Annotated in this window: 22 protein-coding genes and 4 tRNA genes; all 26 read left to right on the forward strand. The window is 65.8% G+C overall.

All coding sequences use genetic code 11. The features are described 5' to 3' along the window. Positions 1-20: 20 nt before the first annotated feature. The gene (gene cysS / locus OXU32_03380) at positions 21-1,481 is read left to right on the forward strand and encodes a cysteine--tRNA ligase (protein MDE0073012.1); all 1,461 of its coding nucleotides are present in this window, start codon (positions 21-23) and stop codon (positions 1,479-1,481) included. A 41-nt stretch (positions 1,482-1,522) separates the two neighbouring features. Next, positions 1,523-1,595: transfer RNA gene (locus OXU32_03385), tRNA-Thr, on the forward strand. 232 nt (positions 1,596-1,827) lie between these two features. Then, a tRNA-Tyr gene (locus OXU32_03390) sits at positions 1,828-1,909 on the forward strand. Positions 1,910-1,950: 41 nt separating this feature from the next. Then, a tRNA-Gly gene (locus OXU32_03395) sits at positions 1,951-2,024 on the forward strand. 27 nt (positions 2,025-2,051) lie between these two features. After that, positions 2,052-2,123: transfer RNA gene (locus tag OXU32_03400), tRNA-Thr, on the forward strand. Between the two features lie 66 nt (positions 2,124-2,189). After that, positions 2,190-3,380, forward strand: a complete 1,191-nt coding sequence (gene tuf, locus OXU32_03405; GenBank protein MDE0073013.1) for an elongation factor Tu — start codon at positions 2,190-2,192, stop codon at positions 3,378-3,380. 4 nt (positions 3,381-3,384) lie between these two features. Continuing rightward, on the forward strand, positions 3,385-3,537 hold the full coding sequence (rpmG, locus tag OXU32_03410) for a 50S ribosomal protein L33 (GenBank protein ID MDE0073014.1): 153 nt from the start codon (positions 3,385-3,387) through the stop codon (positions 3,535-3,537). 19 nt (positions 3,538-3,556) lie between these two features. Further along, positions 3,557-3,763 (forward strand): preprotein translocase subunit SecE, encoded by a 207-nt coding sequence (gene secE, locus OXU32_03415; GenBank protein MDE0073015.1) that lies wholly within the window; start codon positions 3,557-3,559, stop codon positions 3,761-3,763. 7 nt (positions 3,764-3,770) lie between these two features. After that, on the forward strand, positions 3,771-4,319 hold the full coding sequence (gene nusG / locus OXU32_03420; GenBank protein MDE0073016.1) for a transcription termination/antitermination protein NusG: 549 nt from the start codon (positions 3,771-3,773) through the stop codon (positions 4,317-4,319). Positions 4,320-4,412: 93 nt separating this feature from the next. Next, positions 4,413-4,838 (forward strand): 50S ribosomal protein L11, encoded by a 426-nt coding sequence (gene rplK, locus OXU32_03425; protein MDE0073017.1) that lies wholly within the window; start codon positions 4,413-4,415, stop codon positions 4,836-4,838. Positions 4,839-4,905: 67 nt separating this feature from the next. Next, positions 4,906-5,601, forward strand: a complete 696-nt coding sequence (gene rplA, locus OXU32_03430; protein MDE0073018.1) for a 50S ribosomal protein L1 — start codon at positions 4,906-4,908, stop codon at positions 5,599-5,601. A gap of 3 nt (positions 5,602-5,604) precedes the next feature. Continuing rightward, positions 5,605-6,129 carry a 50S ribosomal protein L10 gene (gene rplJ, locus OXU32_03435; GenBank protein ID MDE0073019.1) on the forward strand — a complete coding sequence of 175 codons (525 nt, stop codon included), beginning with the start codon at positions 5,605-5,607 and terminating at the stop codon, positions 6,127-6,129. Between the two features lie 113 nt (positions 6,130-6,242). After that, positions 6,243-6,620, forward strand: coding sequence for a 50S ribosomal protein L7/L12 (rplL, locus tag OXU32_03440; protein MDE0073020.1), 378 nt, complete (start codon positions 6,243-6,245; stop codon positions 6,618-6,620). Positions 6,621-6,816: 196 nt separating this feature from the next. Next, entirely contained in the window at positions 6,817-11,022 is a 4,206-nt protein-coding gene (rpoB, locus tag OXU32_03445) for a DNA-directed RNA polymerase subunit beta (GenBank protein ID MDE0073021.1), read from the forward strand. Between the two features lie 48 nt (positions 11,023-11,070). Next, positions 11,071-15,372 carry a DNA-directed RNA polymerase subunit beta' gene (gene rpoC, locus OXU32_03450; GenBank protein ID MDE0073022.1) on the forward strand — a complete coding sequence of 1,434 codons (4,302 nt, stop codon included), beginning with the start codon at positions 11,071-11,073 and terminating at the stop codon, positions 15,370-15,372. 182 nt (positions 15,373-15,554) lie between these two features. Further along, complete coding sequence (rpsL, locus tag OXU32_03455; protein MDE0073023.1) at positions 15,555-15,926, forward strand: 30S ribosomal protein S12; 372 nt, start codon at positions 15,555-15,557, stop codon at positions 15,924-15,926. 3 nt (positions 15,927-15,929) lie between these two features. Further along, complete coding sequence (rpsG, locus tag OXU32_03460; protein MDE0073024.1) at positions 15,930-16,400, forward strand: 30S ribosomal protein S7; 471 nt, start codon at positions 15,930-15,932, stop codon at positions 16,398-16,400. A 197-nt stretch (positions 16,401-16,597) separates the two neighbouring features. Further along, positions 16,598-18,703 (forward strand): elongation factor G, encoded by a 2,106-nt coding sequence (gene fusA / locus OXU32_03465; protein ID MDE0073025.1) that lies wholly within the window; start codon positions 16,598-16,600, stop codon positions 18,701-18,703. Further along, on the forward strand, positions 18,700-19,008 hold the full coding sequence (gene rpsJ / locus OXU32_03470) for a 30S ribosomal protein S10 (protein MDE0073026.1): 309 nt from the start codon (positions 18,700-18,702) through the stop codon (positions 19,006-19,008). Before fusA ends, rpsJ begins: the two co-directional genes overlap by 4 nt. Before the next feature lie 30 nt (positions 19,009-19,038). Next, positions 19,039-19,656 (forward strand): 50S ribosomal protein L3, encoded by a 618-nt coding sequence (gene rplC / locus OXU32_03475; protein MDE0073027.1) that lies wholly within the window; start codon positions 19,039-19,041, stop codon positions 19,654-19,656. Positions 19,657-19,660: 4 nt separating this feature from the next. Further along, positions 19,661-20,320, forward strand: a complete 660-nt coding sequence (gene rplD / locus OXU32_03480) for a 50S ribosomal protein L4 (protein MDE0073028.1) — start codon at positions 19,661-19,663, stop codon at positions 20,318-20,320. Then, a complete protein-coding gene (gene rplW, locus OXU32_03485) occupies positions 20,313-20,624 on the forward strand; it encodes a 50S ribosomal protein L23 (protein MDE0073029.1) in 312 nt (103 codons plus the stop codon). Before rplD ends, rplW begins: the two co-directional genes overlap by 8 nt. A gap of 10 nt (positions 20,625-20,634) precedes the next feature. Further along, positions 20,635-21,477, forward strand: a complete 843-nt coding sequence (rplB, locus tag OXU32_03490) for a 50S ribosomal protein L2 (protein ID MDE0073030.1) — start codon at positions 20,635-20,637, stop codon at positions 21,475-21,477. A gap of 36 nt (positions 21,478-21,513) precedes the next feature. Then, positions 21,514-21,801 (forward strand): 30S ribosomal protein S19, encoded by a 288-nt coding sequence (gene rpsS, locus OXU32_03495; GenBank protein ID MDE0073031.1) that lies wholly within the window; start codon positions 21,514-21,516, stop codon positions 21,799-21,801. 36 nt (positions 21,802-21,837) lie between these two features. Next, positions 21,838-22,188 (forward strand): 50S ribosomal protein L22, encoded by a 351-nt coding sequence (rplV, locus tag OXU32_03500; GenBank protein MDE0073032.1) that lies wholly within the window; start codon positions 21,838-21,840, stop codon positions 22,186-22,188. A gap of 5 nt (positions 22,189-22,193) precedes the next feature. Continuing rightward, positions 22,194-22,853, forward strand: a complete 660-nt coding sequence (gene rpsC, locus OXU32_03505; GenBank protein ID MDE0073033.1) for a 30S ribosomal protein S3 — start codon at positions 22,194-22,196, stop codon at positions 22,851-22,853. The last annotated feature ends 51 nt before the right edge of the window (positions 22,854-22,904 follow it).

A 22,904-nucleotide genomic window follows, 5' to 3' on the forward strand; every position in this document is an offset into this window, starting at 1 on the left:
TTCCTCTCACGCAACCCGGCATGAGCCTTCACCTCCACGACACGCTGACGCGCTCGCTGCGCCGCTTCACACCGCTCCGGCCGGGGCGGGTGGGCATCTACGGCTGTGGCCCCACGGTGTACGGGCGCGCCCACATCGGCAATTTCCGCGCCTTTGTCGTCTACGATCTGCTCCATCGCTACCTGGAGTGGCTGGGCTACGAAGTCCGTTTCGTGGTGAACCTTACCGACGTCGACGACCGCATCGTCGAGCTCGCCGCCGAGACCGGGCAGTCGATCCGGGAGTTCGCCGCGCCGCATGTTCGGTCCTTCCTCGCCGACGCCGACACCCTGGGCATGCGGCCGTTCGACAGCCACCCCCGGGCCACGGAATACGTCCCCGAGATGACCGCCTTCGTGTCCCGGCTGTTGGAGCGGGGGCTCGCCTACGCCACATCGGACGGCTCGGTCTATTTCCGGATTTCGGGGTTTCCGGAATACGGCAGGCTCTCGCGCATCGATCCGGACGCCCTGCGCCCCGGCGAGCGCGTTGCCGACGACAAGTACGAGAAGGACGACATCCGCGACTTTGCGCTCTGGAAGGCGGCCAGGCCGGAGGACGAGTACGCGGACGCCGCCTGGGAGTCCCCGTGGGGCCGGGGCCGGCCGGGATGGCATCTCGAGTGCTCGGTCATGGCGCTGAGCGAGATCGGCGACACCGTGGACATTCACCTGGGCGGCGAAGACCTGGTGTTTCCTCATCACGAGGACGAGATCGCGCAGTCCGAGGGCGCGACCGGCGAGACGTTCGCTCGCCACTGGGTTCACGTGAAGCATCTTCTGGTGGAGGGCCGGAAGATGTCCAAGTCGCTCGGCAACACCTACACCGTCCCGCAGTTGACCGAGAGATCCGAGCCCGCGGCGATACGGCACCTGCTGCTGTCCGCCCAGTACCGCAGCGAGCTCAACTTCACCTTCGGGGGACTGGAGGCGTCGCGCCGGGCCGTGCAGCGCCTGCTCGATTTCCGCGACCGCCTCGCGCGCACACCGGGCCGTCCCGGCGCTCCGCCCGCGGGAATCGAGGGACTCGCCGGGGAGGCCCTGGCGCGCTTCCGCGAGGCGATGGACGACGATCTCAACACCGCCGGCGCCCTGGCGGCGCTCTTCGTGTTCGTCAAGGAGGCCAACACCGCCCTGGACAGGGCAGCGGGTGCGATCAGCGAGGGCGACAGGGAATCGGCGGAAGCGGCTCTCTCCTCCATGGACGAGGTGCTCGGGGTGCTTGAGCTGGCGCTGGCCGGGCGCGAGGTCGACGAGCCCGAGCGGGAGCGCATCGAGGTCCTTGTCGCGAAGCGCGACCTGGCCCGGTCTCGCCGCGACTTCGCGCAGGCGGACGCCATCCGCGACCAGCTGGCCGGTGAAGGAATCGTGCTCGAGGACTCGCCTGACGGAACCCGCTGGAAGCACGCGAGGTCGAGAGCCGGTTCCACGGCGGCCCGCTGACCGTTGACTTCCGGGGCGAAGCCGGGTAGCAGTAGTCGCGCGCTGGCGTAGCTCAACAGGTAGAGCAGCTGATTTGTAATCAGCAGGTTGGGGGTTCGAGTCCCTTCGCCAGCTTGCCGGCGGACGACCCGGAGCGGCCCCGGTTCGTGCGGGTCGGACGGGTCCCCCGGCGGCGACACCCCCCTGCCGCCGAATCGTCTGGACTACCCTTTACCTCTCGTGATCGAGGAGTTACCTTTCGAGGCTTGATCGTAAAGGCCCGCCTCAGGTGCCCGAGGGCATCCTTGCTCCGCAGCCGGAGGCGCGGAGGGGCGCTCCGAACACAGGAGTTTCGAGAGAAATGCTCGGTGGGGTACCGAAGCGGTCAAACGGGGCAGACTGTAAATCTGCTGGCAATGCCTTCGGAGGTTCGAATCCTCCCCCCACCACTGGGCGTATCGCCCTTCCAACTTGTGAAACGAGAATTCCAGCGGGAGTAGCTCAGTTGGCTAGAGCATCAGCCTTCCAAGCTGAGGGTCGCGGGTTCGAGTCCCGTCTCCCGCTCTTAATCCCGAAGCAGAAGGGAGCAGCGCTCTGGTAGCTCAGGGGTAGAGCGCTTCCTTGGTAAGGAAGAGGTCCCGGGTTCAAATCCCGGCCAGAGCTTGCCCGGGCCTCCGGGGCCCTGAAACCACGATTCACCTGAACCGAACGGAGTGAGGTAGCGGAGAAATGGCAAAGGAGAAGTTCGACCGGACCAAGCCGCACGTGAACGTCGGCACCATCGGGCATGTTGACCACGGGAAGACGACGCTCACCGCAGCGATCACCTTCACCCAGGCCAGGAAGTTCGGTGGCGACGCGGTCGCTTTCGACGAGATCGACAAGGCTCCGGAGGAGCGCGAGCGCGGCATCACGATCGCCACGGCGCACGTGGAGTACGAGACGGAAAACCGTCACTACGCCCACGTCGACTGCCCGGGCCACGCCGACTACGTGAAGAACATGATCACCGGAGCCGCCCAGATGGACGGCGCGATTCTGGTCGTGTCCGCCGCGGACGGCCCCATGCCGCAGACGCGGGAGCACATCCTGCTGGCCCGTCAGGTCAACGTGCCCTACATCGTCGTCTTCCTCAACAAGGTCGACATGGTCGACGACGAGGAGCTGCTCGAGCTGGTGGAGCTGGAGGTGCGCGAGCTGCTCTCCGAGTACGACTTCCCCGGCGACGACATCCCCGTGGTGATGGGGAGCGCGCTCAAGGCCATGGAGGCGATGGGAGAGGGCTCCGACGTCGACTGCATCCAGGAGCTCATGGACGCGATCGACTCCTACATTCCGCTGCCCGAGAGGGACATCGACAGGCCGTTCCTGATGCCGGTCGAGGACGTGTTCAGCATCACCGGGCGGGGCACGGTGGCCACCGGCCGCATCGAGAGCGGCGTGGTGAAGGTCGGCGACCAGGCGGAGATCGTCGGCATGGACAGGGACCGCAAGACGGTGGTGACCGGTGTCGAGATGTTCCGCAAGCTGCTCGACCAGGGCCAGGCGGGAGACAACGCCGGCCTCCTGCTCCGTGGTGTCGGCAAGACCGAGATCCAGCGCGGCCAGGTGCTCGCGCAGCCGGGATCCATCACCCCGCACACCCATTTCAAGGCCGAGGTGTACGTCCTGACCAAGGGTGAGGGCGGCAGGCACACCCCGTTCTTCAACGGCTACCGGCCCCAGTTCTACTTCCGCACCACGGACGTCACGGGCGCAACCAGGCTTCCCGACGGGGTCGAGATGGTCATGCCGGGCGACAACGTGCAGATGGAGGTCGAACTGATCACCCCCATCGCCATGGACAGGGAACTTCGCTTCGCCATCCGCGAGGGTGGACGCACGGTCGGCGCCGGCGTGGTCACCGAGGTGATCGCGTAGTCCCGTGGCCAGAGACCGTGTGATCCTCGCGTGCGAGGAGTGCAAGGAGCGCAACTACACGACGAAGAAGAACAAGCGCCTGCACCCCGGACGGGTGCATTTCCGCAAATACTGCCCGCGCTGCCGCACGCACACCGGGCACAAGGAAACCAAGTAGCGCATCTCCGAGAAGCAGGATGCCCAACATTATCGAGACGTCGGCGGGGTTCGCGCGCGAGTCGTGGACGGAGTTGCAGCGAGTGACCTGGCCCGACTCGGGTCAGCTGCGCAATGCGACGTGGGTGGTGATCCTTTTCGTGATCGCGATCTCGCTCGTCATCTTCGCCATGGACGGCGTCGTGCGCTTCGTCGTGAACTTCATCATGGGCATCTTCGGAGCGTGAGGACTCAATGAGCGAGTCCAGATGGTACGTGGTCCAGAGCTACTCGGGGCACGAGAAGAAGGTGAAGCGGTTCATCGACCGCAAGATCGAGGAAGGCCACAACCCCGAGATCCTGGAAACCCTGGTGCCGACCCAGGAAGTGATGGAGATCCGCAACGGGAAGCGGGTCCAGGTCGAACGCCGCCTCTATCCCGGATATGTCCTGGTGCACATCGAGGTCGGCGAAGATGTGACGCTGGACTCCCGGACCATGCACGCCATCAACGACATCAAGGGCGTCATCAAGTTCGTGGGGGGAGGCAGGAAGCCCCAACCCCTGAGCGAGGAGGAGGTGCGCAAGCTCCTCGGCATCGAGACCGAGGAGGAAAAGGAGGCTCGAGCGGAAGTCCCCTTCCACATCGGCCAGGCCGTGGAGGTGACGCAGGGCCCTTTCACGGAGTTTTCGGGCACGGTCCAGTCCGTGGATGCCGACAAGGGAAAGGTGAAGGTGGAAGTCTCCCTCTTCGGGCGTCCGACTTCGGTGGAGCTCGATTTCGCTCAGCTCAAGGGATACTGAACGGCGGATTCGGGGCCGGAGACGGAACTCCGGCTTCCGAACGCGTCCGAACGGCTGTCGGGCGCGGGCCGGTATATCGACCAGGTAACGTAAATGGCGAAGAAGGTCATCGGATTCATCAAGCTGCACGTTCCCGGAGGGCAGGCCAATCCGGCACCTCCGGTCGGTCCCGCGCTGGGCCAGCACGGCGTGAACATCATGGAGTTCTGCAAGCAGTTCAACGCCAGAACCCAGCAGCAGCAGGGAACGACCATTCCGGTCGAAATCACCGTCTTCGCCGACCGGTCGTTCGGCTTCATCACCAAGACGCCGCCGGCGTCGGTCCTGCTCAGGAAGGCGGCCGGACTGGAAAAGGGATCCGGCGAACCGAACCGCACCAAGGTCGCCCGGGTGACCGTCGACCAGCTGAAGGAGATCGCGGAAACCAAGATGCCCGACCTGAACGCAGGCGACGTGGATTCGGCCGTGCAAATGATCGCCGGGACCGCGCGCTCGATGGGCATCGAGGTAGACTGGTAGATCCGACGAACCACTCCATGCGAGCCGCCAGGGGTGGGAGGGTGTCACAAGCCGGCTCGATTCCATAATGCCAAGACGCGGAAAGAAAATCCGGGCCGCCAGGGCCCGGATCCCGGTGGGAGCCACGCATACCGTGGCGGAGGGCGTGACCCTCGTGAAGACCCTCTCGTTCGCGAAGTTCGACGAATCCATCGAGGTCGCGACCAAGCTGGGTGTCGACCCTCGCCGCGCCGACCAGATCGTGCGCGGGACGGTCGTGCTTCCCCACGGAACCGGCAAGCAGATGCGCGTGCTTGCAATCGCGCAGGGAGAAAAGGCGCAGGAGGCTCGGGACGCGGGAGCCGACTACGTCGGAACCGAGTATCTGGAGCGCATCAAGCAGGGATGGCTCGAGTTCGATGCGGTGGTCGCCACACCCAACATGATGGGCCAGGTGGGTCCGCTGGGTCGCATCCTGGGTCCCCGCGGGCTCATGCCGAATCCGAAGGCGGGCACGGTGACGTTCGATGTCGGGGGCGCCGTCTCGGAGATCAAGGCCGGTAAAATCGAGTACCGCGTGGACCGCACCGGAAATCTGCACGCCCCCATCGGACGAGTTTCGTTCGAGGACAGCAAGCTCTCCGACAACCTGGGCGCCTTCATGGACTCGGTGTTGCGCGCGCGTCCCGCCGCTGCGAAGGGCGCATACGTACGGAGCGTGACGCTCTCCAGCACCATGGGGCCGGGCGTGCCGCTCGACCCCAACCAGTTCGGACGGAGCTGACCGATGGACAAAGCGCGCAAACAGGCCTTTACCGAGGATTTCAGGAATGAGGCGGAGAGCGCCGGCGCACTCTACCTGACCGACTTCACGGGGCTCGACGTCAAGTTGATGACGGTGCTCCGCCGCCGGATCCGCGAAAGCGGGGGTCGTTACCGGGTCGTCAAGAACCGGCTCGCCAAGCGGGCGTTCGACGACCTCGACCTTGCTGGGCTGGAACCCCACCTCTCCGGGCCGACCGGCATCGTGTTCGGCAAGACCGATGCCGTGGAGCCTGCGAAGGTGCTGGTCGATTTTGCGAAGGAGAACGCCGAGCGCCCCGCGTTCAAGGTGGGTGTGGTCGAAGGCAGGATCATCGGCGAGGAACAATTCCGCAAAGTGGCGGCACTCCCGGCGCGCGACGTGCTGATGGCGCAGCTGGCGGGCGCGCTCGAGGGTCCCATGGCGGCCTTCGTGGGCGCGCTCGAGGGCAAGCTGCAGGAATTTGCCGGCCTTCTGGACGCACTGAGGGACAAAATACAGGAAGACTGAGTCCGCGATGGCCGCGCTCGGCGGACGACAGCCGAAATGCGGGCGCGGACACGTGACGAGTCGAGTCACCAACTCCCGGCGGAGGCCGGGACCAATCAGGAGAAAGCAGCGAGATGGCGATCAATCAGCAGGAACTCCTCGATAGCATCGGCAACATGACGGTTCTCGAGCTCTCCGAGTTCGTGGACGCGTTCAAGGAGAAGTTCAACGTCACGGCCGCAGTGGCGGTCGGGCCGGCGGCCGCAGGTCCGGCGGAAGCCGAGGCCGAGGTCGAGGAACAGACCGAGTTCGACGTCGTTCTCGACAGCTTCGGCGCCAAGAAGATCCAGGTCATCAAGGTGGTTCGCGAAGTGACCAGTCTGGGGCTCAAGGAAGCCAAGGCGCTCGTCGACGGGGTTCCCAACGCGGTGAAGGAAGCCGTTTCCAGGGACGAGGCGGAGCAGGTCAAGGCAAAGCTGGAGCAGGTGGGCGCGACGGTCACCGTCAAGTAGGTGCGGTCCCGCTCAAGCCTCCGGGCAGACGGGGTACGGTCGCGGCACGCCGTTCCTGGCGCCGCGCCGCCTGCCCTTCCCTCCGCGCGCGTATCGGCCGTCCCTCCGCGGGGACGTCCGGACGTCGTGAGGTGTTTTCCGTTCGACTTGCCGTGCCCGCCCTCCGGACAGGGTGCGGCCCAAAGGGGGAGTCCAGTTGGATAGTCGCGACGCCGCTCGACCCATCGTCAGTTTCGACAAGCTGGATTCGGTCATGCCGATGCCGAATCTGCTGGATGTGCAGCTCAAGTCCTTCGGCAAGCTGGTGTACGGCGACGCGGTCGCCGAGGATCCCTGGGATTTCTCGCTCGACCGCGTCTTTCAGGAGATTTTTCCGATCTCCGATGTGAACGAGAACTTCAGCTTCGAGTATGTCTCGTCCAAGCTGGGTGCGCCCCGCTATTCGCAGGAGGAGTGCATCGAGCGGGACATGACCTACGCGGCGCCCCTGAAGGCAACGCTTCGCTTCATTGTCTGGGAGGATCTGGACGACGGGGAGCGGCGCGCGCGCGACATCATCGAGAAAGAGGTATACCTGGGGGATCTGCCGCTCCTCACCGATCTGGGCACCTTCATCGTCAACGGCGCCGAGCGCGTCGTGGTGAGCCAGCTGCATCGCTCTCCCGGCGTTGTCTTCGAGGAGAGCATCCATCCCAACGGGACCAAGCTGCACAGCGCCCGCATCATTCCCTTCCGCGGCTCGTGGGTGGAGTTCACGGTCGACATCAACAACGTCTGCTACGTCCACATCGACAAGAAGAAGTTCCCGGCCACGGCGTTGCTGCGCGCCCTGGGCTTCGGCACCGACGAGCAGATCTACGGCCTCTTCTTCCGGAAGAAGGACGCCTCGATCGGCGACCTTGGCGATGCGCTCCAGACGCTGAGCGGGGCGGTGCTGGCGGACGATGTGGTGGACACCGGCACCGGCGAAGTGGTTCTCGAAGCCAGCAGCGAACTCGAGGAAGCGGACATCGAGACGCTGGCGCGCGTGGGCATCGACCGGGTCGTGGTCTACGCCGCCGAGCCCGAGGCGGCGGGGGCCGCAGCCGGCGCAGGGCCGATCAGGGCGGACAGCCCCATCGTGAAGCGCACGCTGGCCAAGGATCCCACCGAGTCGGAGGAGACCGCGCTCTTCCAGATCTACTCGCTCCTGCGCCCCGGAGAGGCGCCCAACGTCGATACGGCGCGCACGGCGCTGGAGAGCGTGTTCTTCAATCCCAGGCGCTACGACCTGGGCCGTGTGGGACGCTACAAGATCAACCAGCGTCTGGAGCTCGAGACTCCCGCCTCCACGACCGTGCTGACGCGCGACGACTTCGTCGAGATCCTGCGCTACCTCGTCGAACTGAGCGAAGGGCACGGACACACCGACGACATCGACCATCTCGGCAACCGCCGGGTGCGCACCGTCGGCGAGCTGATCGCCAATCAGCTTTCGGTCGGCCTGTCGCGCATGGCCCGCCTGGTCAAGGAGCGGATGTCGATCAACACCGATCCGGGCAAGATCAACATCGACGATCTGGTGAACGCCAGAACGGTGTCGGCCGTCATCCAGGCCTTCTTTGGTTCGTCGCAGCTGTCCCAGTTCATGGACCAGACCAACCCGCTGGCCGAAATGACGCACAAGCGGCGTCTGTCGGCACTCGGTCCCGGGGGCCTCACCCGCGAGCGGGCCGGGTTCGAGGTGCGCGACGTGCACTACTCGCACTACGGCCGCATGTGCCCGATCGAGACCCCGGAAGGTCCCAACATCGGCCTCATCACCTCGCTCACCACCTACGCGCGCGTCAACGGGCTGGGCTTTGTGGAGACGCCCTACCGCAAGGTGGTGGACGGGCGCGCCACCGGAGAGATCGAGTGGCTCTCGGCCAACGAGGAGGAGCGCGCGCGCATCGCGCAGGCCAACGCGCCGCTGAATCCGGACGGCACGTTCTGCAATCCGCTGGTGCTGTGCCGGGAGCGCGGTGACTTTCCGCTCCTGGCGCCCGGCGACATCGACTACATGGACGTCGCCCCGGCACAGCTGGTGTCGGTCGCGGCGGCTCTTATTCCCTTCCTCGAGCACGACGACGCCAACCGGGCGCTGATGGGCTCCAACATGCAGCGCCAGGCGGTTCCGCTGCTCTACACGGACGCTCCCCTGGTGGGAACCGGACTTGAGCGCAAGCTGGCGCGCGACTCGGGTGCCGTCGTCACCGCGGCGCGCGGGGGCAGAATCGTCAGCGTCACGGCCGACAAGATCGTCATCGACACGGGTGCCGTGAAGGTGAAGGAGGCCGACCAGCCTCTCATGCGCCTCTCCCAGTTCGACACCTACGTGCTCAAGAAGTACTGGCGCACCAATCAGGACACCGCCATCAACCAGCGGCCGCTGGTAGGGCGCGGCCAGATCGTGGAGGAGGGCGAGATCATCGCCGACGGACCCTCCACCAGCTACGGCGAACTGGCGCTGGGCCGCAACGTGCTGGTCGCCTTCATGCCCTGGTACGGGCACAACTTCGAAGACGCGATCGTCCTCAGCGAGAAGCTGGTCAAGGAAGACGTCTTCACATCGATCCACATCCAGGAGCTCGAACTCCACGTCCGCGACACCAAGCGCGGAGCGGAGGAGATCACCCGGGAGATTCCCAACGTCGCCGACGAGAACCTCACCAACCTGGACGAGCGCGGCATCGTCCGCATCGGGGCCCAGGTCAAGAGCGGGGACATCCTGGTCGGCAAGATCACGCCCAAGGGCGAGACCGAGCTCTCACCGGAGGAGAAGCTTCTGACCGCGATCTTCGGCGAGAAGGCCAAGGACGTGAAGGATTCTTCACTTCGGCTCTCGCCGGGGATGTCGGGGACCGTGATCGACGTGAAGATCTTCTCGCGCCGGATCGACGGTCCGCTTCTGGACAAGGAGCAGGGCCAGCGGATCGGAGAACTCCGCCAGACCGAGCGCGAGGATATCGCCCGCATCACCGAGGTGCGCGACGACGAACTCAGGGCGCTCCTGCACCTTCAGACGATTTCGCTCTGCCTCAGGCGCGGGGTGATCGAACCCCTTCTCGAGGAGGGACGCAAGGTTACCAAGGCGGTGCTGGCGGACCTGAATCTGGGGGAGGTCGAGCTCGACAGCCTCAAGGTGCGCAACAAGTCGATCAACGAGCGCATCCGCTCCGTGGTGGACGAATCCCGCCGCCGCATCGACAAGGTGCACAGCGACACCGAGGAGCACATCGACAAGGTCTTCCAGCCGGACGAGTTGCCGCCGGGCGTGGTCCAACTGGTCAAGGTCTACATCGCCGAAAAGCGCAAGATCGCGGTGGGCGACAAGATGGCCGGGCGTCACGGCAACAAGGGCATCATCGCCCGCATCGTGCCCGAGGAGGAGATGCCCTTCCTCCCCGATGGAACCCGGGTGGAGATCGTACTCAATCCCCTGGGCGTTCCGTCCCGCATGAATGTGGGCCAGATCCTCGAGACCCACCTGGGGTGGGCCGCGTGGGTGCTGGGCTTCGGCGCCAAGACACCCGTGTTCCAGGGTGCGAGCGAAGATGAGGTCGGGCTGCTCCTCAAGATGGCGGGAGTCAGGTGGGGAGCCCAGGCACTGGGAATCAGTGCCGAGCCTCCCGCCACCACGGCTACCGATATCGAGCAGCTCACGGGCGCCTCTCGCACCCTTCCCGCGCAGGTGGGTGCCGCGGGCAACGGTGACCAGAGCTCGACCGGGCTCGGCCGTTCCCTGGACGACTACGCGCGGGTCGAACTGCCGGACGGGGCGCAGGCCTACTTCGACCGGTTGAGGGATTTCCTGGTGGAAGCCGCCGAAGAGCACGCCGGCCGGCTTGCGGTACCGATGGAAAAGGCCTTCCCGGCGATCCACCGGCTCGCCCGCTCCGAATCGCCGGCTTCAGGCGGCATCGACGCGGGGGTGGTGGAGTTCATGGACGCGGCGGGCCTTCGTCCCGACGGCAAGGCGGTGGTCCGCGACGGCCGCAGCGGCCGGCCCTTCGACTTCCCGGTCACCGTCGGCATGGTCTACATGCTCAAGCTGTCGCATCTGGTGGATGACAAGATCCACGCGCGCAGCATCGGACCCTACTCGCTGGTCACGCAGCAGCCGCTGGCCGGCAAGGCCCAGTTCGGGGGACAGCGGTTCGGGGAGATGGAGGTATGGGCGCTGGAGGCCTACGGCGCCGCCCATACCCTGCAGGAGATACTGACCGTCAAATCGGACGACGTCATGGGCCGGTCGCGCGTATACGAAGCGATCGTCAAGGGAGAAAACCTCCCCGAGCCCGGCATCCCGGAGAGCTTCAATGTGCTGGTACAGGAGCTGAAGGCGCTGGGCCTCTCGGTAACGCTCGATCAGGACGACTGAGATCTTGAGCATCGCACTGACACCCGCAACCCACGGGGTGCACGCCATATGATCGATTTTCCCAGGTTCCGCGAGACGAGCGGTACGACCGATTTCGACTTCATCCAGCTCAAGGTCGCCTCACCGCAGGAAATCCGCGGCTGGTCGTACGGAGAGGTGACCAAGCCCGAGACGATCAACTACCGGTCCTTCAAGCCGGAGCGGGACGGGCTCTTCTGCGAGCGCATCTTCGGCCCGGTGAAGGACTGGGAGTGTTCCTGCGGCAGGTTCAAGCGCATTCGCTTCCGCGGGCACGTTTGCGACCGCTGCGGCGTCGAGGTGACGCTCTCCAAGGTCCGTCGCGAACGGATGGGACACATCGAGCTCGCCGTGCCGGTGTGCCACATCTGGTTCTTCAAGACGCTGCCCAGCCAGCTGGGCTACCTGGTCGACATGACGCTGCGCAACCTGGAGAAGCTGATCTACTACGCTTCCTACGTGGTGACCAACCCCGGCGGCCAGGACGTCGAGTTCCTGGAGCTGCTGGACGAGGACGAATACTACGATCTGCGCGTCAAGGCCCGTGAGGAGGGCGACGACGAGTTCGTGGCCGAGATCGGGGCGGAAGCCGTCCGCAGCCTCCTGCGCAAGCTCGACTCGCCGAAGGTCGACATCGGCAGGCGCAACGCGGACGGGAAGGGGCTCGACCGCCTCGCCGACTGGCTGCGCCACGAAATCCGGACCGAGACCTCCCAGCATCGCAAGAAGAAGAAGCTGAAGCGCCTCAAGGTAGTGGACGCCCTGCGCAACTCCGGACTGAGCCCCGAGCAGCGCAACCGGCCCGAGTGGATGGTGATGGACGTGGTTCCCGTCATCCCGCCCGACCTGAGGCCGCTGGTTCCCCTGGACGGAGGCCGCTTCGCGACCTCGGACCTGAACGACCTCTACCGGCGGGTCATCAACCGCAACAACCGGCTCAAGAAGCTGGTGGAGATGCGGGCCCCGGAAGTCATCCTGCGCAACGAAAAGCGCATGTTGCAGGAGGCGGTCGACGCGCTGTTCGACAACGGGCGCCGATCGAAGGCGATCCGCGGGCGCGGCAAGCGGCCGCTCAAGTCCCTTTCCGACATGCTCAAGGGCAAGCAGGGGCGTTTCCGCCAGAATCTTCTGGGGAAGCGCGTCGACTATTCCGGCCGGTCGGTCATCGTGGTGGGCCCCGAACTCAAGCTGCATCAGTGCGGCCTCCCCAAGGCGATGGCGGTCGAGCTGTTCAAGCCGTTCATCATTCACGAACTCGAAAAGCGCGGGGAAGCCGAGACGGTCAAGCGCGCGAAAAAGATCGTGGAGGACGACGACCCCAAGGTCTACGAGGTTCTGGAAGACATCATTCGGGACCACCCGGTGCTGCTCAATCGGGCGCCCACCCTGCACCGGCTCGGCATCCAGGCCTTCGAACCGGTACTGGTGGAAGGGAAGGCGATCCGCATCCACCCTCTGGTGTGTGCGGCTTTCAACGCCGACTTCGACGGCGACCAGATGGCGGTGCACGTGCCGCTCTCGTTCGAGGCGCAGCTGGAGTCGCGGGTCCTGATGCTCTCGTCGAACAACATCCTGCTGCCCTCGAACGGCCGGCCGGTCGCGGCGCCCAGCCAGGACATCGTCATCGGCTGCTACTACCTGACCAAGCCGCCGCTGGCCATCTCGGACCTGGAGCGCGACGCCAACAACGGCAAGGCCGCCGCCGCCATTCGCGACAAGGCGAACCGGGAGCTGAACGAGTTCTACAGGGATGCGCCCCGCTACAGCACCTTCGGCGAAGTGGAGATGGCTGTGGTCACCGACCGCCTGCAATTCCACTCGCTGTGCTGGTTCTGGGTGCCGAAGACGGCTGCGGAGGGCAAGCCTCAGGGCCAGTGGCTGAGGACCACGGCCGGGCGCGTGCTGTTCAACTCGTTCATTCCCCCGGGCATGCCGTTCGAGAACCGGACGCTCGGCAAGGGTCAGCTCGGCGACCTGGTGTTCCGCTGTTTCACGGAAGTCGGGCTGCTCCCCACCACCCGATTCCTGGACGATCTCAAGGACTTCGGGTTCCGGTACGCCACCCTGGGGGGGATCAGCGTCGGCATCAGCGACCTGGAGATCCCGCTCGAGAAGAGCCACATCCTGTCCGAAGCCGACGAGAAGGTGGCGCGCTGGCGAGGCAACTACGAAGACGGCTTCATCTCCCGGGGCGAACTCTACAACAAGGTCATCGACACCTGGACGCATGCCAACAACGATGTCGCCGACGAGATGGCCGAAAACCTGGAGCGCTCCAGGGAAGGCTACAACCCGGTCTACATGATGATGACCTCCGGGGCCCGCGGAAACCGCGACCAGATGCGCCAGCTGGCCGGCATGCGCGGCCTGATGGCCAAGCCGCAGAAGAAGATGACCGGCGGCATCGGCGAGATCATCGAGTCCCCCATCAAGTCGAACTTCCGGGAGGGGCTGAGCGTCGTCGAGTACTTCATCTCCACCCACGGCGCGCGCAAGGGGCTTGCGGACACCGCGCTCAAGACGGCCGACGCGGGCTACCTGACGCGCCGGCTGGTCGATGTCGCCCAGGATGTCACCATCACCGAGGAGGATTGCGGCACGGTGGAGGGCGTGGAGACATCGGCGCTCAAGGAGGGAGAGGACATCATCGAATCACTCGCCGACCGCATCACGGGGAATGTGGCGCTCGAGGACGTGATCGACCCCATCGACGGCAAGCTGCTTGTCGGGAAGGGTAGCCTGATCGAGGAATCCCAGGCGAAGTGGATCGAGGACGACGCGGGAATCCAGTCCGTGCGCATCCGCTCGGTGCTCACCTGCGATGCCAGGCGCGGGATCTGCCAGAGGTGCTACGGCCGCAATCTGGCCACCATGCAGATGGTGGACGTGGGCGAGGCGGTCGGAATCCTTGCCGCGCAGTCCATCGGCGAGCCCGGGACCCAGTTGACCCTGCGCACCTTCCACATCGGCGGAACCGCCGCCCGCATCGCCCAGTTGACGCAGAGGAAGTCGAAGATCGATGGCGTCGTGGCGCTGGAGCGGGTGACGACCGTGGAAACCGAAGAGGGTGCGCGGCAGGGCGAGCGCATCGTGACCTCCCGCGAGGGACAGATCATCCTGAAAACGCCGGCGGGCGCCGTCCGAAGCGAGCTGGCGGTCCCGTATGGCGCCACGCTCGCGGTCCGGGAGGGCGACGTGGTGGAGGAAGGCGGGCTGCTCTTCAGCTGGGACCCGTATTCGGAGCCGATCGTCGCGGACTGCCCCGGCACGCTGAGGTATTCGGACATCGTCGAAGACCAGACCATGAGGGAGGAGCTCGACGAGACGACCGGCCGCCGCCAGATGATCGTCACCGAGGACCGGAACAAGAAGCTCCACCCCGCCATCGAGATCCGGCAGGGCGAAGTCAAGGCGCGGGAGTTCATCATTCCGGCGGGCGCCGAGCTGATCGCGAAGCACGGCGAACAGGTCATGCCCGGACAGACCATCGCCAAGATCAGCCGCGAGGTCTACAAGACCCGCGACATTACCGGCGGACTCCCGCGCGTGGCCGAGCTGTTCGAGGCCCGCCGGCCCAAGGATCCCGCCGTGATCGCCGAGATCGAGGGACGGGTCAGCTTCGGGGACATCAAGCGCGGAAAGCGCAAGGTGGTGGTCACGCCCGAGCACGGAGATCCCCGCGAATACGACGTTCCGGTCGCAAAGCACCTGCGCGCCCACGAGGGCGACCTGGTGCACGCCGGAGACCGGATCTCGGAAGGCCCGATCAACCCGCACGACATCCTGCGCGTGAAGGGTCCCCGCGCGGTTCAGGAGTACCTCCTCAACGAAATCCAGGAGGTGTATCGGCTGCAGGGGGTCAGAATCAACGACAAGCACATCGCCGTCATCGTGCGGCAGATGCTCAAGAAGGTCCGCGTCACCGACTCCGGGGACACCACGTTCCTCGAAGGCGAGAGCGTGGATCGAGCCGAGTTTCTCGCGGTCAACGAGGAGTTGCCGGAGGAAGGGAGGACCGCGCGCTCCGAGCCGCTCCTGCTGGGCATCACGAAGGCCAGCCTCACGACCGAGTCCTTCATCTCCGCGGCTTCCTTCCAGGAGACCACGCGGGTGCTGACGGACGCAGCGGTCAGGGGCGCCCGCGACCACCTCAAGGGGCTGAAGGAAAACATCATCATCGGCCACCTGATTCCGGCGGGCACCGGCATCCACCGGTACCAGCACGTCGAGTTCATGGTCGAACAGCAGTTCTACGACGAAGAGATCCTGCCCCTGGCGGAGCCGGAGGGCCTGCTGGCCGGGTTCACCGCGGAGGAGACGGCGCTCGAGTAGCCCACGGCGCGGCGGTGTGTCCGGCGTTGACACGGGCGGGAACGCTTTCGTATCTTTGAAAGCTGCACAGGAGATGCCTGATGGCTCTCCGGGAGTCCTCCCGGACATGTCCGGGAGGGCCGTGTGGCCGGAAGCAAGCGCTCGTCGTCACGCGGAAACGCCCGACTGCTGAAACCAATCGTATGCCGACCATCAACCAGCTCGTGCGCAAGGGTCGCCGGTCCGTTCGGAAGAAGAACAAATCGCCGGCCCTCCAGAAGAACCCTCAGAAACGGGGCGTTTGCACCCGTGTGTACACCACGACCCCCAAGAAGCCCAACTCGGCGCTGCGCAAGGTCGCGCGCGTCAGGCTGACCAACGGGTACGAGGTGACTTCGTACATCGGTGGCGAAGGACACAACCTCCAGGAGCACTCCATCGTGCTCATTCGGGGAGGCCGGGTGAGGGACCTGCCCGGAGTGCGCTACCACGTCGTGCGCGGCACGCTGGACACTTCGGGAGTGGGCGACCGCCGCCGGGGCCGGTCGAAGTACGGAACCAAGGAACCCAGGTAGGTCATGAGCCGCCGCACGCGCGCCGAAAAGAGGGAGATCGCGGGGGATCCGCGCTACGAGTCGGTTGTGGCCCAGAAGTTCATCAACGGCTTGATGCTGGACGGCAAGAAGTCCACCGCGGAGAGCATTTTCTACGACGCCCTCACGGTAGTCGAGGAGCGTTCGGGACAACCCGGCCTGGGAGTGTTCAACCAGGCCCTGAACAACGCCAAGCCTGCCGTCGAGGTGAAGAGCAGGCGGGTCGGAGGCGCCACATACCAGGTGCCGATCGAAGTCCGCCCCGAGCGACGCCAGGCGCTGGCCATAAAGTGGATGATCGACTTTTCCCGCAAGCGGGGAGAGCGGTCGATGGCGGGTCGTCTCGCGGCCGATATTCTGGCCGCGAGCCGAAACGAGGGAAGCACGATAAAGAAGAAGGAAGACACGCACCGGATGGCAGAAGCCAACAAGGCGTTCGCCCACTATCGCTGGTAGCCGTTTCCCAGCTGCGGCGCGCAGGCTGGCGCCGGGGTAGCGGGGGTTTCCGAAGGTCCGACCCTCGCGGCACAAGGCAGGCGGCTTCCAACCGGCAGGTGGGTTGGCCCGGCCGAATCTGCACTCGTGGCCTCGGAGTTCCTGCGCTTTTTTTGCGTACCGACGACAGAAACACAGGATTTGAAGGAATACATCGGATGCCCAGGCATACACCGCTAGAGCGTCTGCGCAACATCGGCATCATGGCGCATATCGACGCGGGCAAGACCACCACCACCGAGCGGGTTCTGTTCTATACCGGCCGGGTCCACCGCATGGGCGAGGTGCATGAGGGTGCGGCCACCATGGACTGGATGGAACAGGAGCAGGAGCGGGGGATCACGATCACCTCCGCCGCCACGACCTGCGCGTGGCTGCGCAACGGCTCCACCTTCCGCATCAACATCATCGACACCCCCGGGCACGTCGACTTCACGGCCGAGGTCGAGCGTTCGCTGCGGGTTCTGGACGGAGCCATCGCGGTGTTCTGCGCGGTGGGAGGGGTCGAGCCCCAGTCGGAAACGGTATGGCGCCAGGCCGACCGGTATCGCGTGCCCCGCATTGCGTTCGTCAACAAGATGGACCGCGTCGGGGCCGACTTCGAGCAGGTCGTCACGATGATGCGCGAACGCCTCGGAGCCAACGCCCACCCGGTGCAGTATCCGCTCGGCGAGGGCGAGCTCTTCACCGGCGTCGTGGACATCATGACCCGGAGGTCGATCATCTACGAGGACGACCTGGGTTCGCGCTTCAGCTACGGGCCGGTGCCGGACTCGATGGCGGAGGTGATCGCCGCATGCCGGCACGAACTCATCGAGGCCGCGGTCGAGCACGACGACGAGTTGCTGGAGAAGTACCTTGCGGGCGAGGAACTCACCGAGGAGGAACTCCGGCGGGCGATCCGCGAGGCCACCCTGCGGGGCGCCATCTTCCCCGTCTTTTGCGGATCGGCCTTCCGCAACAAGGGCATCCAGGCGCTCCTGGACGGTGTCATCGACTACCTGCCCTCCCCCACCGACATTCCTCCCGTCGAAGGACACTATCGTCCGGCGGGCCGCTTTGCCGAGACCCGGGAGGTCTCGGACGACGCTCCCTTCACCGCGCTGGCATTCAAGATCGCCACCGACCCCTATGTCGGGCGGCTCACCTTCTTCCGCGTCTATTCGGGGTCGCTGCCGAGCGGCAGCTACGTGCTCGACGCCACCCGGGGCAAGCGCGAGCGTGTGGGCCGGATCCTGCAGATGCACGCCAACAAGCGCGAGGAGCGGCAGGAGGTCTTCGCAGGGGACATTGCGGCGGTCATCGGACTGAAAGGGGTTCGAACGGGCCATACCCTGTGTCATCCCGATCATCCCATCATCCTGGAGTCCATGGAGTTTCCGGAGCCGGTGATTGCGGTCGCCATCGAGCCCAAGACCCGGGCCGACCAGGACAAGCTGTCGCAGGGACTGGCGAAGCTCGCCGACGAGGACCCGACCTTCCGGGTGCGCAGCGATCAGGAAACCAACCAGACCATCATCAGCGGGATGGGCGAGCTCCATCTCGAGATCATCGTCGACCGGTTGCGCCGCGAATTCCGGGTTGGCGCCAACATCGGCCGGCCCCAGGTCGCATACCGCGAGACCATCGTCGGTTCGGCCACGAAGGTGGAGGGCCGGTTCGTGCGCCAGACCGGAGGGCGCGGGCAATACGGCCATGTGGTCATCAACGTCGAGCCCGCCCCCAAGGGCGCGGGCTTCGTCTTCGAGGACCGGATCGCAGGCGGCAGGATCCCCAAGGAGTTCATCGGTCCCGTGGAGCGGGGAGTGCGCGACGCGATGTCCAGCGGGGCCGTGGCCGGCTACCCGCTCATCGACATCAAGGTCGAGTTGGTGGACGGCTCGTATCACGATGTCGATTCCAGCGAGATGGCCTTCAGGATCGCCGGATCGCTGGCGCTCAGGGAGGGCGTGAGACGGGCGCGTCCGGTCCTGCTCGAGCCGGTCATGGATGTGGAAGTCGTTACGCCCGGCGACTACATGGGTGATATCATGGGTGACCTTTCTTCCCGGCGCGGGCGAGTCGGCGGCATGACCGAGCGGGCCGGCGCCCGGGTCATCGGAGCCAGCGTTCCGCTGGGAGAGATGTTCGGATATTCGACCTCCCTCCGCTCCATGAGTCAGGGGCGGGCCGTGTACACCATGCAGTTCTCGCACTACGACCAGGTGCCCCGGTCGAAGAGCGAAGAGATTGTGGCAGGCAACGGAGCAGTCTACCAGAAATGAGTGGCCGGATTCGCATCAAGCTGAAAGCCTTCGATCACTGGATCGTCGACCAGACCGCTTCCGACATCGTCCGCACCGCGGAGAAGACCGGAGCCAGCGTGTGCGGTCCGGTTCCGCTGCCCACGCGCCGCGAGCGCTGGACGGTGCTGCGCTCGCCGCACATCGACAAGAAGAGCCGGGAACAGTTCGAGCTGCGCACGCACAAGCGGCTCATCGACATCGTCGATTCCCGGCCCGCCACCATCGACGCCCTCACCAAGCTGGATCTGCCGGCGGGCGTCGATGTCGAGATCAAGGTCGACTAGGCAGCCCATGGACAACTGCCGGGAGGCGGCATGGCGGGATTGATCGGACGCAAGGTCGGGATGACCCGCATCTTCAACGACGAAGGTCTTGTGGTGCCGGTTACCGTGGTGCGCGCCGGGCCATGCCCGGTCGTATGCGTAAGATCCGAGGAGACCGACGGATATCGCGCCGTCCAGGTCGGCTTCGAGGCCCGCAGGGCCCGGCATGCCACGAAGGCCGAAGCCGGCCATGCCGCGAAGGCCGGACTGGAAGCGACGCCCCGCGTTCTGCGCGAGTTCCCGGTCGCGGACGACGAGGCGTTCGAGGCCGGTGACGAACTCACCGTCGAGCTCTTCGCCGCCAACCAGTCCGTCAAGGTGACCGGCAATACCAAGGGCCGTGGGTTTCAGGGCGTCGTGAAACGACACGGCTTCACGGGACGCCCGGCCACGCACGGTCACCCGATGTCGCGCACCCCCGGATCGATGGGAGCGGGCACCGACCCGTCGAGAGTCATCAAGGGCAAGAAGCTCCCCGGCCGGATGGGCAACAATCGCAAGACGTTGGGCAATGTCGAAGTCGTCCGGGTCGATGCCGGGAGGAACCTGCTGTTCCTCAAGGGCGCCGTTCCCGGACCGCGCAGCGGCTACGTCTTCATCAGCCACTAGAGCCATGCACACGGCCCACTACTACCAGTCTGACGGCAGCCCGGACGGCGACCGGACGCTTCCGCCAGTCCCATTCGACGGAGTCGTGAACGAAGGCGTTCTGCACCAGGTGGTGCGGGCCCAACTCGCCAATCGGCGGAGGGGGACGGGGGCCGGCAAGAACCGCTCGGCCGTTTCGGGCGGCTCCCGCAAGCCGTGGAGGCAGAAGGGCACCGGCCGGGCCCGCCAGGGGACGATCCGCGCCGCGCAGTGGACGGGAGGAGGGATGGCCTTCCCCCCTCAACCTCACTCGTGGCGCACGTCCGTGCCTCGCAAGGTGCGCGCGCTGGCCCGGCGATCGGCCCTGAACGCGCGCGCGGAAGAGGGTCGGGTGCTGCTGATCGAGTCCCTGGACTACGAGGCCCCGCGCACCTCGCGCTTGGCAGCCTGCCTCGCCGCCATCGAAGTGTCGGGCAAGGTGCTGCTGCTGACCGCCGGCAACAAGCGCAACGTGTACCTTTCGGCCCGCAACCTGCCGGGTGTCAGCGTGCGTCCCTTCGGGGAGGAGTCGGCCTACGACGTGCTGCGGGCGGCGACCGTCGTGATCGAGGCCGATGCGCTCGGGACCGGGCCGGTGGCTGCGGAGCCCGCGGACTCCACAGACACGGAGAACGGCGATGCGTGAGCCGTGGGATGTAATCGTGCGGCCGGTGGTCACCGAAAAGACGACCGCCCAGATGGAGGCCGAGAACGTCTACTCGTTCATCGTCAACCGGAAGGCCAACAAGATCGATATCGCCCGCGCGGTGGAAGCGCTCTGGGACGTCCAGGTCGACGATGTGCGCACCATGAGATACGCGGGCAAGATGCGCCGCTCGTTCCTCGGACAGATGAGCCGCAACTGGAGCCTCGGCCGCAGGCCGTCGTTCAAGAAGGCGGTCGTCAAGCTGGCCGAAGGCGACCATATCGAACTCTACGAAATGGGCTGAGGAACGGGCCATGGCGATCAAGAAGTTCAGACCCGTTACACCCGGCTCCCGTTTCCGGTCGATCGTGAAGGACACGGTGACCACGCGCAAGGGACCGGAGAAATCGCTGACGGAGCCTCTGCACTCCAAGGGTGGACGCAACCACCATGGCCGCATCACGGTGCGGCGCAGGGGCGGCGGCCACAAGCGCCGGTATCGGCGCATCGACTTCAGGCGCAACAAGATCGGGGTGGCGGGCCGCGTCGCCGAGATCGAGTACGATCCCAACCGCTCCGCGAACATCGCCCTCATCCACTACGCGGATGGCGAGAAACGCTACATCCTGCATGTGCGCGGCCTTGCGGTCGGAGATGAAGTGGTGGCGGGTGGCGATGCCGACATCAAGCCGGGCAACGCCCTCCCGATCGGCCGCATTCCGCTGGGCACGATCGTTCACAACGTGGAGCTGAAGCCCGGGAAGGGCGGCCAGATGGCCCGCTCGGCGGGCGCGGGCGTGCAGATCATGGCCAAGGAAGGCGACTACGTGACGCTCCGTCTGCCCTCCACGGAAGTCCGGCGGGTGCGCATGGAGTGCATGGCCACCGTCGGCCAGGTCGGCAACACCGATCATGAACTGAAATCGCTGGGCAAGGCCGGGGCGGCCCGGTGGCGCGGGCGCCGTCCCAAGGTGCGGGGCGTCGCCATGAACCCGGTGGACCACCCGCTCGGCGGAGGCGAGGGCAAGGCCTCCGGGGGCCGTCCTCCGGTTACCCCCTGGGGCAAGCCGGAGGGGAAGAAGACCCGCAATCCCAGAAAGGAATCCAACCGACTGATCGTCCGGGGACGCAAACGCGGCAAGGCCACCCGGTCATAGACGATTGCGAGACGAGAAGCCAACCAGGAAACCGCCATGCCACGCAGCGTAAGGAAAGGCCCCTACATCGACGAGAAGCTCCTGCGCAAGGTGGAGCTGATGAACGCGCGCGCGGAAAAAAGGGTGATCAAGACCTGGGCGCGCGCCTCGACCATCTCGCCGGACTTCGTGGGCCATACGGTTGCGGTGCACAACGGCAACAAGTTCATCCCGGTCTACATCACCGAGAACATGGTTGGCCACAAACTCGGCGAATTCGCTCCCACGCGGCTCTTTCGCGGGCACGGGGGCAAACTCGCCGACCGGCGCTCCAAGGCTCGATAGAGGCCCGATCAGGTCACCCCCTGCACGAGAACCCGGATGCAAGCAAAGGCGGTTGCCAGGTACATCGGAATGAGTCCCCGCAAGGTAAGGCTGGTCGTGGATCAGATCCGGGGTCTCCCCGTCAATCAGGCCTACGCAATCCTGCGGTTCTCGAAGAAGGCCGCGTCGGTGCCGGTCGGCAAGACGCTCCGTTCCGCGGTCGCGAACGCCGAATACAGGGCAGAGGAGGAAGGGGAAGTGCTCGACGTGGACGAGCTCGTGATCGCGCGGGCATTTGTTGATGGCGGGCGGACCACGAAGCGCTGGCGGGCGGCGGCCATGGGAAGGGCGGCTCCGATCCGCAGGCGCTCGAGTCACATCACGATCGTCGTGGAAAGCGAGGAATAGGGGCGATGGGACAGAAGACACACCCCCACGGGTTCCGGCTCGGCATCGTCAAGGACTGGCAGTCCCGCTGGTACGCGGAGAAGGAGTTCCCCCAGCTGCTCCAGGAGGACGAGACCATACGGCGGTACCTCGACCGCCGTCTGGCGCACGCCGCCATCTCCCGGGTCGAGATCGACCGCAAACCCTCCAAGATCGTGATGACCGTGCACACGGCCCGACCGGGCGTCGTGATCGGCAAGCGGGGCGCGGAGGTCGACAAGCTGCGCGACGAACTGGGCGTGCTGACCAAGTCGGAGGTCTCGGTCAACGTGGAGGAGATCAAGCAGCCCGAACTCGACGCGCGGCTGGTGGCAGAGAACGTCAAGCACCAGTTGCGGCAGCGGATTTCCTTCCGGCGGGCCATGAAGCGCGCGGTTCAATCGGCGCGCCGCGCGGGCGCGGAGGGCATCAAGATCCAGTGCGGCGGCCGCCTGGGGGGCGCGGAAATCGCCCGCACCGAAGCCTATCACGAGGGTCGCGTGCCCCTGCACACCCTGCGGGCGAACATCGACTACGCGAGCGTGAGGGCGGACACCACCTACGGTACCGTGGGCGTGAAGTGCTGGATCTTCAAGGGTGAAGTGGTGGACGACCGGCGGGGCCGGACGTACTCGACGGGATCGTGACGGTGCAGGCGAACGGAACCCGGCCCCCACTGCGGCGGGCCCCGCAAGGAC

Source organism: Gammaproteobacteria bacterium (assembly GCA_028819075.1).
Classification (GTDB): Bacteria; Gemmatimonadota; Gemmatimonadetes; order Longimicrobiales; family Gaopeijiaceae; genus BD2-11.

Coding starts and splice junctions, on each gene's coding strand:
- cysS (MDE0073012.1), top strand. CDS start 21: ATGAGCCTTCACCTCCACGACACGCTGACGCGCTCGCTGCGCCGCTTC.
- tuf (MDE0073013.1), top strand. CDS start 2,190: ATGGCAAAGGAGAAGTTCGACCGGACCAAGCCGCACGTGAACGTCGGC.
- secE (MDE0073015.1), top strand. CDS start 3,557: ATGCCCAACATTATCGAGACGTCGGCGGGGTTCGCGCGCGAGTCGTGG.
- nusG (MDE0073016.1), top strand. CDS start 3,771: ATGAGCGAGTCCAGATGGTACGTGGTCCAGAGCTACTCGGGGCACGAG.
- rplK (MDE0073017.1), top strand. CDS start 4,413: ATGGCGAAGAAGGTCATCGGATTCATCAAGCTGCACGTTCCCGGAGGG.
- rplA (MDE0073018.1), top strand. CDS start 4,906: ATGCCAAGACGCGGAAAGAAAATCCGGGCCGCCAGGGCCCGGATCCCG.
- rplJ (MDE0073019.1), top strand. CDS start 5,605: ATGGACAAAGCGCGCAAACAGGCCTTTACCGAGGATTTCAGGAATGAG.
- rplL (MDE0073020.1), top strand. CDS start 6,243: ATGGCGATCAATCAGCAGGAACTCCTCGATAGCATCGGCAACATGACG.
- rpoC (MDE0073022.1), top strand. CDS start 11,071: ATGATCGATTTTCCCAGGTTCCGCGAGACGAGCGGTACGACCGATTTC.
- rpsL (MDE0073023.1), top strand. CDS start 15,555: ATGCCGACCATCAACCAGCTCGTGCGCAAGGGTCGCCGGTCCGTTCGG.
- rpsG (MDE0073024.1), top strand. CDS start 15,930: ATGAGCCGCCGCACGCGCGCCGAAAAGAGGGAGATCGCGGGGGATCCG.
- fusA (MDE0073025.1), top strand. CDS start 16,598: ATGCCCAGGCATACACCGCTAGAGCGTCTGCGCAACATCGGCATCATG.
- rpsJ (MDE0073026.1), top strand. CDS start 18,700: ATGAGTGGCCGGATTCGCATCAAGCTGAAAGCCTTCGATCACTGGATC.
- rplC (MDE0073027.1), top strand. CDS start 19,039: ATGGCGGGATTGATCGGACGCAAGGTCGGGATGACCCGCATCTTCAAC.
- rplD (MDE0073028.1), top strand. CDS start 19,661: ATGCACACGGCCCACTACTACCAGTCTGACGGCAGCCCGGACGGCGAC.
- rplW (MDE0073029.1), top strand. CDS start 20,313: ATGCGTGAGCCGTGGGATGTAATCGTGCGGCCGGTGGTCACCGAAAAG.
- rplB (MDE0073030.1), top strand. CDS start 20,635: ATGGCGATCAAGAAGTTCAGACCCGTTACACCCGGCTCCCGTTTCCGG.
- rpsS (MDE0073031.1), top strand. CDS start 21,514: ATGCCACGCAGCGTAAGGAAAGGCCCCTACATCGACGAGAAGCTCCTG.
- rplV (MDE0073032.1), top strand. CDS start 21,838: ATGCAAGCAAAGGCGGTTGCCAGGTACATCGGAATGAGTCCCCGCAAG.
- rpsC (MDE0073033.1), top strand. CDS start 22,194: ATGGGACAGAAGACACACCCCCACGGGTTCCGGCTCGGCATCGTCAAG.